14 protein-coding genes are annotated in these 15,886 nt (G+C 69.8%); 9 read left to right on the top strand and 5 right to left on the bottom strand.

Annotated elements, in window-relative coordinates; translation table 11 throughout:
- Positions 1-55: 55 nt before the first annotated feature.
- Genes ACFU6I_RS44320 through pdhA form a run of 3 tightly spaced genes read right to left on the bottom strand, consistent with a single transcriptional unit; the run spans position 56 to position 3,605 of the window.
- Complete coding sequence (locus ACFU6I_RS44320; protein ID WP_384378954.1) at positions 56-1,462, bottom strand: dihydrolipoamide acetyltransferase family protein; 1,407 nt, start codon at positions 1,460-1,462, stop codon at positions 56-58.
- 11 nt (positions 1,463-1,473) lie between these two features.
- Positions 1,474-2,454, bottom strand: a complete 981-nt coding sequence (locus ACFU6I_RS44325; protein WP_384378957.1) for an alpha-ketoacid dehydrogenase subunit beta — start codon at positions 2,452-2,454, stop codon at positions 1,474-1,476.
- Positions 2,455-2,456: 2 nt separating this feature from the next.
- Positions 2,457-3,605 (bottom strand): pyruvate dehydrogenase (acetyl-transferring) E1 component subunit alpha, encoded by a 1,149-nt coding sequence (gene pdhA / locus ACFU6I_RS44330; RefSeq protein WP_345517242.1) that lies wholly within the window; start codon positions 3,603-3,605, stop codon positions 2,457-2,459.
- Positions 3,606-3,943: 338 nt separating this feature from the next.
- Between pdhA and ACFU6I_RS44335 the strand changes: the two genes are divergently transcribed.
- The 3 genes from ACFU6I_RS44335 (at position 3,944) to ACFU6I_RS44345 (ending at position 6,220) form a co-directional block, all read left to right on the top strand.
- Positions 3,944-4,603, top strand: coding sequence for a response regulator (locus tag ACFU6I_RS44335; protein WP_384378960.1), 660 nt, complete (start codon positions 3,944-3,946; stop codon positions 4,601-4,603).
- Positions 4,604-4,744: 141 nt separating this feature from the next.
- Positions 4,745-5,173, top strand: coding sequence for a pyridoxamine 5'-phosphate oxidase family protein (locus tag ACFU6I_RS44340; protein WP_384378963.1), 429 nt, complete (start codon positions 4,745-4,747; stop codon positions 5,171-5,173).
- Between the two features lie 63 nt (positions 5,174-5,236).
- Positions 5,237-6,220: a phosphotransferase gene (locus ACFU6I_RS44345; RefSeq protein ID WP_384378988.1), complete on the top strand. Its 984-nt coding sequence runs from the start codon at positions 5,237-5,239 to the stop codon at positions 6,218-6,220.
- Positions 6,221-6,243: 23 nt separating this feature from the next.
- On the opposite strand, the gene ACFU6I_RS44350 is transcribed toward ACFU6I_RS44345, so the two are convergent.
- Positions 6,244-7,812, bottom strand: a complete 1,569-nt coding sequence (locus ACFU6I_RS44350) for a protein kinase (protein ID WP_384378966.1) — start codon at positions 7,810-7,812, stop codon at positions 6,244-6,246.
- 302 nt (positions 7,813-8,114) lie between these two features.
- Here ACFU6I_RS44350 and ACFU6I_RS44355 point away from each other — a divergent pair, with 302 nt between their 5' ends.
- A complete protein-coding gene (locus ACFU6I_RS44355) occupies positions 8,115-9,743 on the top strand; it encodes a protein kinase (RefSeq protein ID WP_384378969.1) in 1,629 nt (542 codons plus the stop codon).
- Positions 9,744-10,155: 412 nt separating this feature from the next.
- Here the strand turns inward: ACFU6I_RS44355 and ACFU6I_RS44360 are convergent, their stop codons facing one another.
- Positions 10,156-10,566, bottom strand: coding sequence for a hypothetical protein (locus tag ACFU6I_RS44360; protein WP_384378973.1), 411 nt, complete (start codon positions 10,564-10,566; stop codon positions 10,156-10,158).
- Between ACFU6I_RS44360 and ACFU6I_RS44365 the strand changes: the two genes are divergently transcribed.
- The 5 genes from ACFU6I_RS44365 to ACFU6I_RS44385 all read left to right on the top strand — a co-directional run bounded on the left by ACFU6I_RS44365 (position 10,565) and on the right by ACFU6I_RS44385 (position 15,817).
- Complete coding sequence (locus ACFU6I_RS44365; RefSeq protein ID WP_384378976.1) at positions 10,565-10,756, top strand: hypothetical protein; 192 nt, start codon at positions 10,565-10,567, stop codon at positions 10,754-10,756. The genes ACFU6I_RS44360 and ACFU6I_RS44365 overlap by 2 nt on opposite strands.
- A gap of 60 nt (positions 10,757-10,816) precedes the next feature.
- Positions 10,817-11,434, top strand: a complete 618-nt coding sequence (locus tag ACFU6I_RS44370) for a PadR family transcriptional regulator (protein ID WP_384378979.1) — start codon at positions 10,817-10,819, stop codon at positions 11,432-11,434.
- A gap of 67 nt (positions 11,435-11,501) precedes the next feature.
- Positions 11,502-12,293 (top strand): ABC transporter ATP-binding protein, encoded by a 792-nt coding sequence (locus ACFU6I_RS44375; RefSeq protein ID WP_384378982.1) that lies wholly within the window; start codon positions 11,502-11,504, stop codon positions 12,291-12,293.
- Positions 12,290-15,136, top strand: coding sequence for an FtsX-like permease family protein (locus ACFU6I_RS44380; RefSeq protein WP_384378985.1), 2,847 nt, complete (start codon positions 12,290-12,292; stop codon positions 15,134-15,136). The genes ACFU6I_RS44375 and ACFU6I_RS44380 overlap by 4 nt, the downstream gene beginning before the upstream one ends.
- Positions 15,137-15,268: 132 nt before the next feature.
- Positions 15,269-15,817, top strand: coding sequence for a bacterial proteasome activator family protein (locus tag ACFU6I_RS44385; protein WP_327245455.1), 549 nt, complete (start codon positions 15,269-15,271; stop codon positions 15,815-15,817).
- Positions 15,818-15,886: the final 69 nt, after the last annotated feature.

A 15,886-nucleotide genomic window follows, 5' to 3' on the forward strand; every position in this document is an offset into this window, starting at 1 on the left:
GGCCTGCGCGGAAGGAATCCCCGCGCAGGCCCGCTTCTTCCGTCTCACACGGCCATCAGGCCCAGGTGATCAGCCTCTTGGGCTGTTCCAGGATCGCGGCGACATCCGCCAGGACCTTGGAACCGAGCTCGCCGTCGATCAGACGGTGGTCGAACGACAGCGCCAGCGTGGTGACCTGACGGGGCTTCACCTTGCCCTTGTGGACCCACGGCTGCAGCTTGATCGCACCGACGGCGAGGATCGCGGACTCGCCCGGATTCAGGATCGGCGTACCCGTGTCGACGCCGAAGACGCCGACGTTGGTGATCGTCACCGTGCCGCCCGCCATGGCGGCGGGAGATGTCCTGCCCTCCCGGGCCGTGGCGACCAGCTCGCCCAGTGCGGCGGCGAGCTGCGGCAGGGTCTTGTCCTGCGCGTCCTTGATGTTCGGCACGATCAGACCGCGCGGCGTTGCGGCCGCGATGCCCAGGTTCACATAGTGCTTCTGCACGATCTCCTGGTTGGCCTCGTCCCAGGCAGCGTTGATCTCCGGGTTCCGCTTGATCGCGACCAGGAGCGCCTTGGCAATGATCAGGAGCGGGTTGACCCGGACCCCCGCCATGTCCTTGTCGTCCTTGAGCTCCGCCACGAGCTTCATCGTGCGCGTGACGTCGACCGTCACGAACTCGGTGACATGCGGTGCGGTGAACGCACTGCCGACCATGGCCTGCGCAATGGCCTTCCGCACACCCTTGACCGGGACACGGGTCTCCCGGGCACCCGGCACCGCGGCGGGCACGGTGGCGGTGACCGCCGGTTCCGGGACCGTGGCCGGAACCGGGGCGGGTGCGGGCGCCTGCGCCGGTGCGGGCATGGCCGCCGCGTGCACGTCCTCGCGCGTGATGATCCCGCCCTCGCCGGTCGGGACGACCGTGGCCAGGTCGATGCCCAGGTCCTTGGCCAGCTTGCGCACCGGCGGCTTGGCGAGCGGGCGGCTCTCCGGGACGGCCGGTCCGCGGCCGTTCAGCTCGCCCTGGATCGCGGCAGCCGCGGCCGCCGGCTGCTCGGCGCCCTTACGGGCGCGGCGCTTGGTGGAGGACTCTGCCACGCCGTAGCCCACCAGCACCGGCTGGCGGCCCTTCGGCGCCTCCGGTTCCGCAGCCGGTTCCGGTTCGGCCGGAGCCGGAGCCGCCTGTGCGGCCGCGTCACCGCTGCCCGGCGCCACGTCCACCGCGATGATCACCTGGCCGACGTCGACGGTCGTGCCCTCGGCGAAGCGCAGCTCGTGCACCACGCCGTCGAACGGGATCGGCAGCTCCACGGCCGCCTTCGCGGTCTCGACCTCGCAGACGACCTGGCCGTCGGTGACGGTGTCGCCCGGCTGTACGTACCACTTGAGGATCTCGGCCTCGGTCAGTCCCTCGCCCACGTCGGGCATCTTGAACTCACGGAAGCGAGCAGACGCTTCGGTCATCGTCGTCACGACCCCTCTCCTCAGTACGCCAGCGAGCGGTCGACGGCGTCGAGCACCCGGTCCAGGCCCGGCAGGTACTCGTCCTCGAGACGCGCCGGCGGATACGGGACGTGGTAGCCGCCGACCCTGAGCACCGGTGCCTCCAGATGGTAGAAGCAGCGCTCGGTGATGCGGGCGGCGATCTCGGCACCGGAGCCGTAGAACACCGGCGCCTCGTGGACGACGACCAGCCGGCCGGTCTTCTCGACCGAGGCCTGGACGGAGTCGAAGTCGATCGGGGACATCGACCGCAGGTCCAGGACCTCGATCGACTTGCCCTCCTCCTGGGCGGCAGCGGCGGCCTCCAGGCAGACCTTCACCATCGGGCCGTACGCGGCGAGGGTGAGGTCCGAGCCCTCCCGTACCGTCGCGGCCCTGTGCAGCGGGCCGGGAATGAGGTCGGTCTCGACCTCGCCCTTGTCCCAGTAACGCCGCTTCGGCTCGAAGAAGATGATCGGGTCATCGCTCTGGACGGCCTGCTGCATCATCCAGTAGGCGTCCGAGGCGTTGGACGGCGAAACCACCTTCAACCCGGCGACGTGCGCGAACAGCGCCTCGGGGGACTCGCTGTGGTGCTCGACGGCGCCGATGCCGCCGCCGTAAGGGATCCGGACGACGACCGGCAGCTTGATCTTGCCGAGCGCGCGGGCGTGCATCTTCGCGAGCTGCGTGACGATCTGGTCGTACGCGGGGAAGACGAAACCGTCGAACTGGATCTCCACGATCGGCCGGTAGCCGCGCAGGGCCAGACCGATCGCGGTGCCGACGATGCCGGACTCGGCGAGCGGCGTGTCGATGACCCGGTCCTCGCCGAAGTCCTTCTGGAGCCCGTCGGTGATCCGGAAGACGCCGCCCAGCTTGCCGACGTCCTCACCCATGATGAGGACCTTGGGGTCGGTGTCGAGGGCCTTGCGCAGCGACTCGTTGAGCGCCTTCGCGATGGACATCTTTTCCAGGGCCATGACTAGTTGCCCTCCTCGGCGAACGAAGCCTGGTAGGCGGCGAACTGGGCGCGCTCCTCGTCGACGAGGGGGTTCCCGTCGGCGTACGCGTGGTCGAAGATCGCCATTCGGTCCGGGTCGGGCATGGCCCGTACCGCTTCGCGGACCCGCTTGCCGAGAGCCTCGCTCTCCTCGTCGAGCGCGGAGAAGTACGCCTCGTCGGCGAGTTCCTGCTTCTCCAGGTACGTACGGAGCCGCAGGATCGGATCCTTGGCCTCCCAGGAGGCACGCTCCTCGTCCGCCCGGTACTTCGTCGGGTCGTCGGAGGTGGTGTGCGCACCCATCCGGTAGGTGAACGCCTCGACGAGGGTGGGGCCCTCGCCCCGACGGGCCCGCTCCAGCGCCGACTTGGTGACGGCGAGGCAGGCGAGTACGTCGTTGCCGTCGACCCGGACGCCGGGGAAGCCGAAGCCCTGCGCGCGCTGGTAGAGCGGGACGCGGGTCTGCCTCTCGGTGGGCTCGGAGATCGCCCACTGGTTGTTCTGGCAGAAGAAGACGACCGGGGCGTTGTAGACCGCGGAGAAGGTGAACGACTCGGCGACGTCGCCCTGACTGGAGGCGCCGTCCCCGAAGTACGCGATCACGGCGGAGTCCGCGCCGTCCTTGGCGACGCCCATGGCGTAGCCGGTGGCGTGCAGGGTCTGCGAGCCGATGACGATCGTGTACAGGTGGAAGTTGTTGCTGTTCGGGTCCCAGCCGCCGTGGTTCACACCGCGGAACATCCCGAGCAGATTGGTCGGGTCGACCCCGCGGCACCAGGCGACGCCGTGCTCACGGTAGGTCGGGAAGACGTAGTCGTCGTCCCGCAGCGCCCGGCCGGAGCCGATCTGCGCGGCTTCCTGACCGAGCAGCGAGGCCCACAGACCCAGTTCGCCCTGACGCTGCAGGGCAGTCGCCTCGGCGTCGAAGCGGCGGGTCAGGACCATGTCCCGGTACAGACCGCGCAGCTCGTCCGCGGTCAGGTCGATGGTGTAGTCCGGGTGCTCCACGCGCTCGCCCTCGGGCGTCAGCAGCTGTACGAGCTCGGGCTCGGAACTCTGTGGCGTCTTCGCGGCGCTGGTCCGCTTGCTGCTGCGTCGCGGTTTGCGCGCGGCAGTGCTCTCCACGGTCACGTGCGTGCTCCTCCGTCGGTCCGGCCCCCGGGGTCTGCCGGGAGACCAGTGCGGCTCGCCTGTGTCCGTACCCGTGCACGGGGTGGGTGCCGCTCGGCCGGGAACAGGCGTGACAGGTGCCCCGGCGAGCGCCCTGTCAAAGGCACGTTACCCAGTGCATCGCGCAACTGCGAAACCCTATCTGACCTGCGATTTTGCTTGGATATCCAAGTAAATCGAGAAATTCGGGAACTCTCGCTGGTCACAGCACTGGTAACAGCCTTGCAGGCCGCCGGAACAACGGCACGTTATCCCGCCGTTCAGCGGCAGGGAAGAGGGGAGTGTGTGAGACTGCGATTGTGCGTGAAGAAGGAAAAATCACCGTATTTCTGTTGGACGACCATGAGGTCGTTCGACGCGGGGTCCATGAACTTCTCTCGGTCGAGGACGACATCGAAGTCGTCGGCGAAGCCGCTACGGCGGCGGACGCACTGGTGCGTATCCCCGCCACCCGGCCCGATGTGGCGGTGCTCGACGTACGGCTGCCGGACGGCAGCGGGGTGGAGGTCTGCCGGGAGATCCGTTCCCTGGACGACAGCATCCACTGCCTGATGCTGACCTCGTACGCCGATGACGAAGCCCTCTTCGACGCGATCATGGCGGGCGCGTCGGGATACGTGCTGAAGGCGATCCGCGGCAATGAGCTGCTGAATGCGGTACGGGATGTGGCGGCCGGAAAATCGCTGCTGGACCCGGTCGCGACCGCGCGTGTCCTGGAACGGCTGCGGGAGGGAAAGAAGGGCCGGGACGACGACAAGCTCGCGAGCCTCACCGACCAGGAGCGCAAGATCCTCGATCTGATCGGCGAGGGGCTGACGAACCGGGTGATCGGCGAACGGCTCCATCTCGCCGAGAAGACGATCAAGAACTATGTCTCCAGCCTGCTCTCCAAGCTGGGCATGGAGCGCCGCTCGCAGGCCGCCGCCTATGTGGCGCGCCTCCAGGCCGAGCGGCGCTGAGCGGTACGGGACGGAGCCGCGGGCGCCTTCCCTGCTCTCCGACGGGGCCGCGGCCCTCGGTGACTTTCAGGACTTTGGTCCCGGACCACCCGGGGCCGCGGCCTCTTTCTGTGCCCGCCGCCGTATCGCAGAGTGGAGCGCATGTCCTCCGAGGAACTGCAAGCGATCGAGCTGCTCGCCCGGGTGCCGTACGGCCGGCTGGCGACGACCCGGCGGGCGCTCCCGTATCTGGCGGTGGCCCGTCACATCGTGATCGACAACCACGTCGTCCTGCGGCTGCACAGCGGAGTCGGGTACCACGCCTCGTGCGACGGCACCGTCGTCGCGTACGGGGCGGACAATTTCAACGCGGCGGCCTCCGGCGACGGCGGCGACCTGTGGTCGGTCCAGTTCACCGGCCCTGCCGAGATCGTGCATCCGACCGAGGAGCAGCGCGAGCGCTTCGGTGCAGCACCTCGGGTGGTCGACGGCGAAACCTTCGAGCCGGTCTTTCTCCGCCTGGCTCCGCACTTCGTCACCGTGCACACTCTGGGCTTCCACGCAAGTGAGGCGAACGGACACGCAGCGTGATCTACCATCTGGCGAGTGCCGCGCTCATCTGTCACCCTCCCGCCTGTTCCTCCGGTCGGCGAGGTGCTGCGCCGCTACCCGGACACCGGTGAGCCGCTCAGCTGCAAGCCCCTCACCAAGGGCCTCCTCAACCACGGCTACCGCGTCTCCACCACCCGCGGCTCGTACTTCCTCAAACACCACCTGGACGACTCCACCGGCGACCGCGCGACGATCGTCCGCCAGCACCGCGCCACCCAGCGGCTGCAGTCGCTGGGGGTTCCGGTCGCCCCGCCCGTGGAGGACGCGGAGGGTGACACGGTCACGGAGATCGACGGCCGGTGCTACGCGCTGCACCCCTGGGTGGACGGACTGCACCGCGTCGGCGCCCAGCTGACCCTCGCGCAGTCGGAACGGCTCGGGGCGCTCCTCGGAGCCGTGCACACGGGGCTCGCGCAGGTGATGGAGACGGGGGCGACCGGGGGGCGCGGGCATGCCAGCCCGGACGCCGTCGACACGTTCGCGCTGATCGACGACCTGCTGGCCGCGGCGCGGGACCGCCGCCCCCGGGACTCCTTCGACGAGCTGGCCGAGCACCGTCTCGTCGAGCGGCGTGCCCTGCTGGAGCGGCACGCCGACCGCCGGCCGCCCACCCCCGACCTCCCGGCGACCGGCTGGGTGCACGGCGACTTCCACCCGCTGAACGTGCTGTACCGGGACGCCGACCCGGTGGCGATCATCGACTGGGACCGGCTGGGGGTGCAGCCGCGCGCCGAGGAGGCGGTACGGGCCGCGGCGATCTTCTTCGTGCAGCCCGCCGGGAAGCTGGACCTGGAGAGGGTACGGGGCTACGCGCGGGCCTACCGGTGTGCCGTCGGGGCGGGCGCCTGCGAACTGGCCGCCGCGGTGCACCGGGTGTGGTGGGAGCGGCTCAACGACTTCTGGATACTGCGCTGGCGCTACCGCCTGGACGACCGAAGGGCCGACCCGCAGTTTCCTGCGGTGTCGGCCCTGGCGGTCTGGTGGACGCGGGAGTACGAGGCGGTGCGCGACGCCTTCACGGGGTGAGGGCGGCCGGCGCCACAGGGGCTCTACTGAGGCGTACCGCCGACCGCGCTGCCACCGGGGCTGCCGGCGTCCGCGCCGGCGACGTCGCCGGCGCCGCCCGGCGTGCCCGGAGCGGTAGCCGTGTCACTCGGCGCGGGGGTCTCGCCACCGGTCGTGCCCTCGTTCGTCGTGCCGTCGGACGTACCGGTGTCCGGCGGGGTGGCCGTGTCGGACGGGGCCTCGGACGGCTTGCTCGGCGAAGGGGATCTGGAGAAGGACGGCGGTTTGCTCGACTGCCGCTCGCCACCGGTGGTGTCGGCCGGCGGCGGGACGATGTCCGTCTGCTCGTCGGTCGGCTCCGCCGAACTCTCCTTCGTGGCAGGGGAGCTGGAGGTCGTGGGGGGCGGTTGCCGGTGGTTGTTGTCGTTGTTGCTCGCGGCGTTCACCGCGATGGCGACACCCGCCCCGATCGCGATCAGCGCGAGGACGACGAACAGCCAGAGCTTGCCGCGGCCGCCACCGCTGCGGTGTCCGCCGTCGTACCCGCCGTCGTCCGGATTCATCGGCGGCAGGATCGGACTCTGCGAGGTGTCCCCGTGCTGCGGGTGCCCCATCGCCATCGTCCCGCCGGGCATGCCCATGGCGGGGGTGTTGCCGCGCTCGTGCGCGGTGACCGGTCCGGTGTTCCACGTGCCCGTGTGCCCACCCTGCACCTGGAGCATCTGAAGGCCGTACTGAACCAGCCCGCGCATCTCCTCGGCGCTCTGGAACCGGTCGTCCGGGTCCTTCGCGAGCGACCGCATGACGAGCCCGTCCAGCTCGGGCGGCACCGCGTCCATGATCTCGGACGGCGGGACCGGAATGTCCTGAACGTGCTGGTACACCACGGAGAGCGGTGTCTCACCCGTGAAGGGGGGCCGCAGCGCGAGGAGTTCGTAGAGCAGACAGCCGGTTGCGTACAGGTCGGAACGGTGGTCGACGGCCTTGCCCAGCGCCTGCTCGGGGGAGAGGTACTGCGGCGTGCCCATGACCATGCCGGTCTGGGTCATCGTCGACTGCGCGCCGTGCAGCGCACGGGCGATGCCGAAGTCCATCACCTTGACCGCGCCGGAGTTCGTGATGATCACGTTGGCCGGCTTGATGTCACGGTGCACGATGCCGTGCTGGTGCGAGTACGCGAGGGCTTCCAGCACCCCCGAAACGATGATCAACGCCTGCTCGGGCGGCGGCGCCTCTGCGTTGAGCAGCAGATCGCGGATGGTGCGGCCCTCGACGAGCTCCATCACGATGTACGGGACGGTCTGGCCGCCCACGACGTCCTCACCGGAGTCGTACACGGCGACGATCGCATGGTGGTTGAGGCCCGCGACGGACTGTGCCTCACGCGTGAACCGGGCCTTGGAGACCGGGTCCTCGGCAAGATCGGAACGGAGCAGCTTCACCGCGACCGTACGTCCCAGCCGGACGTCCTCCGCGGCAAAGACCTCGGCCATGCCGCCCCGGCCCAGCCGGTGCGTCATCCGGTAACGTCCGTCACCGACCACACCTCCTATGCCCCAGGAGTCGGCCGCATCCGAAACTCCGCCGCCGTTTGCTTCGGGTTCGGGTGCCATCAGTCCTCGCCGTCGTATCTGTCCGCACGTCCGCGGGTTCTCACGGTGTCTTGCATGCCTTGCTGCATCGCCACGTCACGCTACAGGCTCTGTCGGACACCCGGTCTTGAGAGGGACGGGCCATCAAACCGGCTGCCGCCCCGCTCACGCAAATTCCATGCTTTTCCTGTAACGCTTCCGAGACGCTTCTTGTGCGTAGGGTCACGGAACGGGCACCCGGCTTGACGTGTCGTACCCCTCGGGCAGACTTGGCCCGTCATACGGATCTTCGCGTGAGACGCGCGCCGAGGGGGAAGCAAGTCATGAGCCAGGACGGCGCACACGGCGCCCAGGGTCGCTACGCGGGTGGTTCGGTCGCCGGCGGCCGCTACCAGCTTCGCGACCTGCTCGGCGAAGGCGGGATGGCGTCCGTATATCTGGCGTACGACTCCGCGCTCGACCGTCAGGTGGCGATCAAGACCCTGCACACGGAGCTGGGGCGCGAGCAGTCCTTCCGTGAGCGGTTCCGTCGCGAGGCTCAGGCCGTGGCCAAGCTGCAGCACACCAACATCGTCTCGGTCTTCGACACCGGCGAGGACGAGCTCGGCGGCGCGCTGATGCCGTACATCGTCATGGAATACGTCGAGGGGGAGCCCCTCGGCTCCGTACTCCAGGCGGACATCCGCAGTTACGGCGCGATGCCGGCCGACAAAGCACTCAAGGTCACCGGCGACGTTCTGGCCGCGCTGGACACCAGCCACGAAATGGGCCTGGTCCACCGCGACATCAAGCCCGGCAACGTGATGGTGACCAAGCGCGGCGTCGTGAAGGTCATGGACTTCGGCATCGCCCGTGCCATGCAGTCGGGCGTCACGTCGATGACGCAGACCGGCATGGTCGTCGGCACCCCGCAGTACCTCTCCCCCGAACAGGCCCTGGGCCGTGGGGTGGACGCGCGCTCCGACCTGTACTCGGTCGGCATCATGCTGTTCCAGCTGCTGACCGGACGGATCCCGTTCGACGCGGACTCGCCGCTCGCCATCGCGTACGCGCACGTCCAGGAGGAGCCGGTCGCGCCGTCCTCCATCAACCGGTCGATCACCCCGGCGATGGACGCACTGGTCGCCCGGGCACTGAAGAAGAACCCGAACGAGCGCTTCCCCAGCGCGGCGGCGATGCAGGACGAGATCACGCGCGTGCTGAACGCCGGCGGCCAGACGGGCGCCCCGGTGATCATCGGCGGCGCGGCCGGACCGGCGAACAGCGGCTCGGGCGTCGGCTCCGCGGTCTTCCCGCCGGTCGACCAGTCCACGCAGGCGCCGCAGGGCGTGCAGATGCCGTACCAGCCGCAGCAGTACCAGCAGCAGCCCGGCCCGTACGGCCCGCCGACCCCGGCGCCCACGCCGTCGCCGAGCTACGGCTACCCGCAGTCGAGCCCGGCGTACCGGACCCCCGCCCCGACGCCGTACACGATCTCGCCGCAGCCGGTGGGTGGCGGCGGTGGCACGGGTGGCGGCAAGCGGAACATGCCGGTGATCGTCGGTTCGATCGTGGTGGCACTGATCGCGATCGGCGGGCTGATCACGGTGCTGTCGCTGAAGAACGACCCGGGCTCGGACACGGGCAAGGGCGGTGACCCGAACAGCTCGCCGGTGGCGGGCGAGCACAAGGATCCGGAGCGCAACCGGACGATGAAGACGGAAGACTGCACCGACCCCTCCGAGGACGGCGACGACCCGAGCAAGATCGAGGCGCCGAACTTCACGTACAAGGACTACCTCTCCGCCAAGGAATGTGCCACGGCCGCGGGCTGGACGGTCAAGAAGATCAAGGTCCCCGGCAACACCTACGCCGAGGACCAGGTCCTGGAACAGTTCCCGTCCGCCGGTACCGCCATGGAGGAGAAGGGCGCGCACTTCGAGCTGCGCGTCTCGACGGGCGACCCGGCCTGAGACGCACACACAGGAAGAAGTGACGGTCCGGCACGCGTGAGGTGTGCCGGACCGTTCTGCCTTACGGGCGCCCGGGATGCCGGACAGGGATTTGAGATGCCGGACATATCGGCACATGTGACGCTGACCCCATGGCTTCAGCACTCCTCTCCATATGGTCGTCGAGGTGTGTGGCCTGTCTGGTGATAGCCGCGGGGGCTGCCTTGGGGCAGGCACAGGGACAGGCACACGCCGACCAGCGCACTTCCGGTGGTACGCCGGGGCTGACCCGGGCTCGGCCCGGCCAATCGGTGGCCGCTCCACCGCCCCCCGAGCACTCCCCGCCCCCGAGCTCCGCCGCCCCGACCGGCACCGCCTCCTCCGATGCATCCGCCGGCCCGACGGGCGGACCGTCCGTCACCCCTTCGGCCGATCACGCGACGCCTCCGTCCTCGCCCTCCCCGGCCGCGTCGCCCCGCAGACCGGCCACCCCCTCCGCCTCGGCGTCCCGCTCGGCCTCACCTTCCCGCTCGGCCTCGCCCTCCCGCTCGGCCTCACCTTCCCGTTCGGCCTCGCCCTCCCGTTCGGCCTCGCCCTCCCGTTCGGCCTCGCCCTCCCGTTCGGCCTCGCCCTCCCGTTCGGCCTCGCCCTCCCGTTCGGCCTCGTCACCCATGAGCCCGGCCGCCAGGCCGTCGGCCCGCCCCGAGGCGCAGCCACCGCTCGCCGGGCGGCAGGCCGGGGAGGGGCGACTGCGGCCGGGCCGGCCGTTCTCATCGTCGGAGCTCGCCCATCGCGACACCCCCCACGGCCTGCCCGAGGTGCAGCCCGAGGTGCAGCCCGTCATGACGACTCCCGTCGCGGTGCCCGCGGTCACGCCCGCGGTGAGCGACTCCCCGCCCGAGGGCCGGCTCGCGCCACAGGCCCTCGACACTCCCGCCGCGCGACGAGTGCAGACGGTGTCACTGGGCGCCGGAATAGCCCTGGTCGGGCTGGGTCTGGGTTTCCTGGGGCTCCGGATGCGCCGCACGGGCTGAGGGGCGCGAGCGCCCGGCAGGGACTTGCACGGATCGACATACTCGGTATACATACTGAGTATGTCGATCCGTCACGGGCTCCTGGCCCTTCTGGAGCGTGGTCCCCGTTACGGCTCCCAGCTCCGCACCGAATTCGAGTCCCGCACCGGCTCCACCTGGCCCCTGAACGTCGGCCAGGTGTACACCACGCTGAGCCGACTGGAACGCGACGGCATGGTCGTCCAGGACGGTGAGGACGATCAGGGGCACGCCCTCTACTCGATCACCGACGGCGGACGTGCCGAACTGCGCAGCTGGTTCGAGACACCTGTCGACCGCAGCAACCCGCCCCGCGACGAGCTCGCGATCAAGCTCGCCATGGCGGTCGGTGCACCCGGCGTCGACATCCGGGCCGTCATCCAGTCGCAGCGCCACCACACCGTCAGGGCGATGCAGGACTACACGCGGCTGAAGGCGCAGGCGCTCGCCGACGTCCCGGCCAACCGTGACGAGGTGGCCTGGCTGCTCGTACTGGAACAGCTGATCTTCCAGGCGGAGGCCGAGGCCCGCTGGCTGGACCACTGTGAGTCGCGCCTGGTCCGCCTCGCCGAGGCCGCCGCCACCGATCCGGAGCCCGAGACGCGTACAACCGGCCGTGCCCCGGCACGCATCCCTGCGCGCCCGCGCCCACGGCGCTGACCGAAGAGTGAACCCGCGGTTCGCGGCGCCGACCGCAGAACCGATCCCGAGGGGGGAACCGACCACCATGTCCTCGCACGTCCCGTCCGCATCTCCGTCACCGACACCCCGGCCCTCCGCCGCGCCCCTGCCCGTCGACGCACCCGTGCTCGAACTCCGCGATCTCACACGCACCCACGGCACCGGTATCGCCGAAGTGCATGCCCTGCGCGGCATCAACCTCTCCGTGCACACCGGTGAACTCGTCGCCGTGATGGGCCCGTCCGGCTCCGGCAAGTCCACTCTGCTGACGCTGGCCGGCGGTCTCGACACCGCGAGCAGCGGCCAGGTCGTCATCGAGGGGCAGGACATCTCCACGCTCGGCCGCAAGGGCGTCGCCGCCCTGCGCCGGCGCAGCGTCGGCTATGTCTTCCAGGACTACAACCTGATCCCGGCGCTGACCGCCGCCGAGAACATCGCCCTGCCGCGCGAACTCGACGGCGTCTCCGTGCGCAAGGCGCGCAAGGAGGCGCGGGCAGCGCTGGAGGAGATGGATCTGCTGCAGATCGCCGACCGGTTCCCGGACGAGATGTCCGGGGGGCAGCAGCAGCGGGTCGCGATCGCGCGTGCGCTGGTCGGGGACCGGCGCCTGGTGCTCGCCGACGAGCCGACCGGGGCGCTCGACTCGGAGACCGGTGAGGCCGTCCTCGCTCTGCTGCGGAACCGGTGCGACCAGGGTGCGGCCGGGGTGATGGTGACGCACGAGCCGCGGTACGCCGCCTGGGCGGACCGGGTGGTGTTCCTCCGGGACGGCTCGATCGTCGACCAGACGCTGTCCACCGGCGCCGACTCGCTGCTCGCCGTCGAGGGCGCCAAGTGAGCGTGTTCACGGGCTGGCGTGCCGCCCTCCGCATCGCCAGGCGCGACGCGATGCGCGCCAAGGGCCGCAGCGCATTGGTGGTCGCGATGATCGCGATACCGGTGCTCGGCGTCACGGCCCTCGATGTGACGTACCGCAGCGTGACGCCGACCGTCGCCGAGCAGCTGACCAGCGAAATGGGCTCCGCCGACGCGCTGTTCAGCGACGGGATGATGGGACCCATCGAGCAGCTCCCCGATGGGGCGGTGAGCAACATCTACATGGGCGTGGACGACGCACCGCCTGTGGAGGACGGCGACCCGGTCGACATCAGGACGACGTTCCCCAAGGGTTCGCGGGCGATCAGCATCCAGTCCGTCCCTGCGAGTGTCACCACCCGGTACGGCGTCACGAACACCGACATCGTCGAGATCCGGACGTCGGACACGATGGCCCGCGGCAAGATCGACCTCGTGCGCGGCGCCTACCCGCACGGCAAGGGCGAGATGGCCGCCACGGAGCCGTTCATGAAGGCGACCGGGCTGCACGTCGGCTCGACCACCACCGTGCGCAACTCCGGCCGGGCGTACACCATCACCGGTGTGGTCGAGCTGCCCAGCGAGCTGAAGACCGAAGCGCTCTACGCCGACCCCGGTGCGGTGATCGCTCCGTGGAAGACCAAGGCCGACCACGACAAGAAGGTGCTTCCGCCGAACGCCGAGTCCATGGACTGGCTGGTCAAAGGCCCCGCAGGGGTAGGCGTGACCTGGCCGCACGTCATGGAGGCCAATAAGTCGGGAGTGCTCGTCACGTCCCGGCAGGTCGCCCTCGATCCGCCGCCGGACTCCGAGGTCCCGCTGATGGCCAGGAACCCCCACATCGCCGACGGCGGCTCCGGAGAGCTCAGCACGGCACTCGTCACCGTGGTCGCCATGGCGGTCCTGGAGATCGTGCTGCTCGCCGGACCGGCCTTCGCGGTCGGTGCGCGACGTTCCCGACGTCAGCTCGGCCTCGTCGGCACCTGCGGCGGAGACAGGCGCCATGTCAGGGCCGTGGTGCTCGGTGGCGGTCTGGTGCTCGGTGGCGTCGGAGCAGTGATGGGTGTCGTGGTCGGCCTCGGGCTCACCGCGGCTTTCCAGCCCGTGATCGAGAACTGGGCCGGACACCGATTCGGCTCTCTGACGATGCCGCCGCTGGAGTTGCTGGTCATCGCCGCGATCGGCCTGATCACCGGCTTGTTGGCGGCGTTCGCCCCGGCAATCGTGGCGAGCCGGCAGTCCGTACTGGAGTCGCTGACCGGCCGGCGCGGCGTACGCCGCTCCTCCCGGGTGCTGCCCGTCCTGGGCGCCTGCCTGCTTGCGCTCGGTGGCGCGATCGCCCTCTACGGCGGTACCAGCGGGAATTCGGCACTGGTCGCCGGCGGATCGATCGTCGCCGAACTCGGTCTGCTCGCCTGCATCCCGGTGATCGTCGGCTTCCTCGGGCGGCTCGGCAGGAGGCTGTCTCTCTCGCCCCGGATGGCGCTGCGCGACGCCGCCCGCAACCGTGGTCGTACCGCTCCCGCCGTCGCCGCGGTCATGGCGGCCGTCGCGGGTTCGGTGGGCATCGCCACTTACATGTCCAGCTACTCGGCCGAGTACGAGTACAACTACACCCCCTCGCTCACCGAGGGAACCATCGCCGTCTCGTCCTTCGACGAGAAGTCGGCCGAGCGGCTCCCGCTGGCTCGGACGGCCGTGGAGCGGAACATGGCCGTCACCGGCCGACACGCGGACTTCCGACGGGTCTGGGCGGGCAGCGACTGCAACTCCTACGAGGAGAACCACTGCGGCACGCTGGAACTGGTCAAGCCCAGCGGCAAAGCACACAGTTGTCCGCTCACCCGCAAGGGGGCCAAGGAACTCGCCGCGCGACTCTCCGCCGACGCGCACAAGAAACTGGTGCGTTCCCCCGCCTGCCTGACCGACCTGATGGCATCGGGTCTCTTCAGCCCGGACGGGAGCAACATCGTCGTCGCGGACACGGCCCTGCTCGATACGTACGTGAAGCTCGACGACCCCGCGGCCGCCGAGGCGCTGGCCGCGGGCACGCCGGTACTGCTCAACCCGGTGTACGCGGAGAACGGCGAGGTGACCATCAAGTCGGTCCACCAATACAGCGAGAAGGACAAGAAGAACTGGAAACAGCACCCGGGCAAGGCGCGGACCACCGTGGACAAGCTGAAGGTGTACGTGGCCCCCGCCAAGTACGCCGCCACCCCCGGAATCCGCATGATCCTTCCGGAACGGACCGCGGAGCGGCTCGGCCTGCACACCAGGGCGGCCGGAAGCGTGTATGCCGTTTCCCATGCCCCGACGAACGCCGAGGACCAGCGGGTTTCCGGTGCCATCGCGCAGGCCGGCGGCGGAATGTGGGTGCAGTCCGAACACGGCCCGGGCCCGCAGGACAACACCGTACTGCTGATCCTGACCCTGTTCGCCGGCGTGGTGACGCTGGGCGCCGCCGCAATCACGACGGGCCTCGCCAAGGCGGACGCGGAGGCCGATCTCAACACCCTCAGCGCGGTGGGTGCCCCTCCGAGCGTGCGGCGGAGGCTGTCCGGCTTCCAGTGCGTGGTGGTGGCGCTCACAGGTGTGGTGCTCGGCACACTGGCAGGTCTGGTGCCCGCGGTGGCACTGCGCCTCATCGACCTGCGTGAAGCGCTGAAGGCGATGCGGCTCGACCCCACACAGTCGGCGTACACGCCGATCGTGCTGCCCTGGGCGACCATCGGTTTGCTTGCCGTGGTCGTCCCGCTGCTGGCCGGGCTGCTCGCAGCGGCGTTCACCCGCTCACGGCTGGCGCTGGCCAGGCGCGCCGGATGACGGCCGAACGATTGACCGTGACGGCCGGTTGATGCGCCGACCGGGCGGATAAGGTGCCCCCGAAAACGGTGGATCAACCGTATTCGGGGGCACCACCCTGTTGAGCAGGACGTGTGCGAGACAATGGGCGGCATGGAGATGCCGAGGAATGAACGGTCGCAGGAGCACCCCCAAGTCCTCGTAGTGGGACAGGACGGCATGGCGATCGGCGGCGGTGGTACTGACGACGAATCGCGTGAGGTCCCAGTGACAGAAATGGTCGAACAGCCCGCGAAGGTCATGCGCATCGGCAGCATGATCAAGCAGCTCCTGGAAGAGGTCAGGGCAGCTCCTCTCGACGAGGCGAGCCGGGTCCGGCTCAAGGAGATCCATGCAAGCTCCGTGAAGGAGCTGGAGGACGGCCTCGCCCCGGAGCTGGTGGAGGAGCTCGAGCGGCTCTCCCTGCCGTTCACCGAGGAGTCGGTGCCCTCCGAGGCGGAACTCCGAATTGCGCAGGCTCAGTTGGTCGGCTGGCTGGAAGGCCTCTTCCACGGCATCCAGACGGCGCTGTTCGCCCAGCAGATGGCGGCCCGGGCGCAACTGGAACAGATGCGTCGCGCCCTCCCGCCGGGCAGCGGCCACGAGGACGATGACGGCGCGTCGGACGCGCACGGGGCGATCCGCTCGGGGCCGTACCTGTAACGCGCACGCGTTCCCACCACCTGTCTACGCACGTACGGACAGCGGGGCCCGGCACACGAATCGGTGTGC

It is taken from the genome of Streptomyces sp. NPDC057486 (assembly GCF_042802415.1).
GTDB lineage: Bacteria > Actinomycetota > Actinomycetes > Streptomycetales > Streptomycetaceae > Streptomyces > Streptomyces yanii.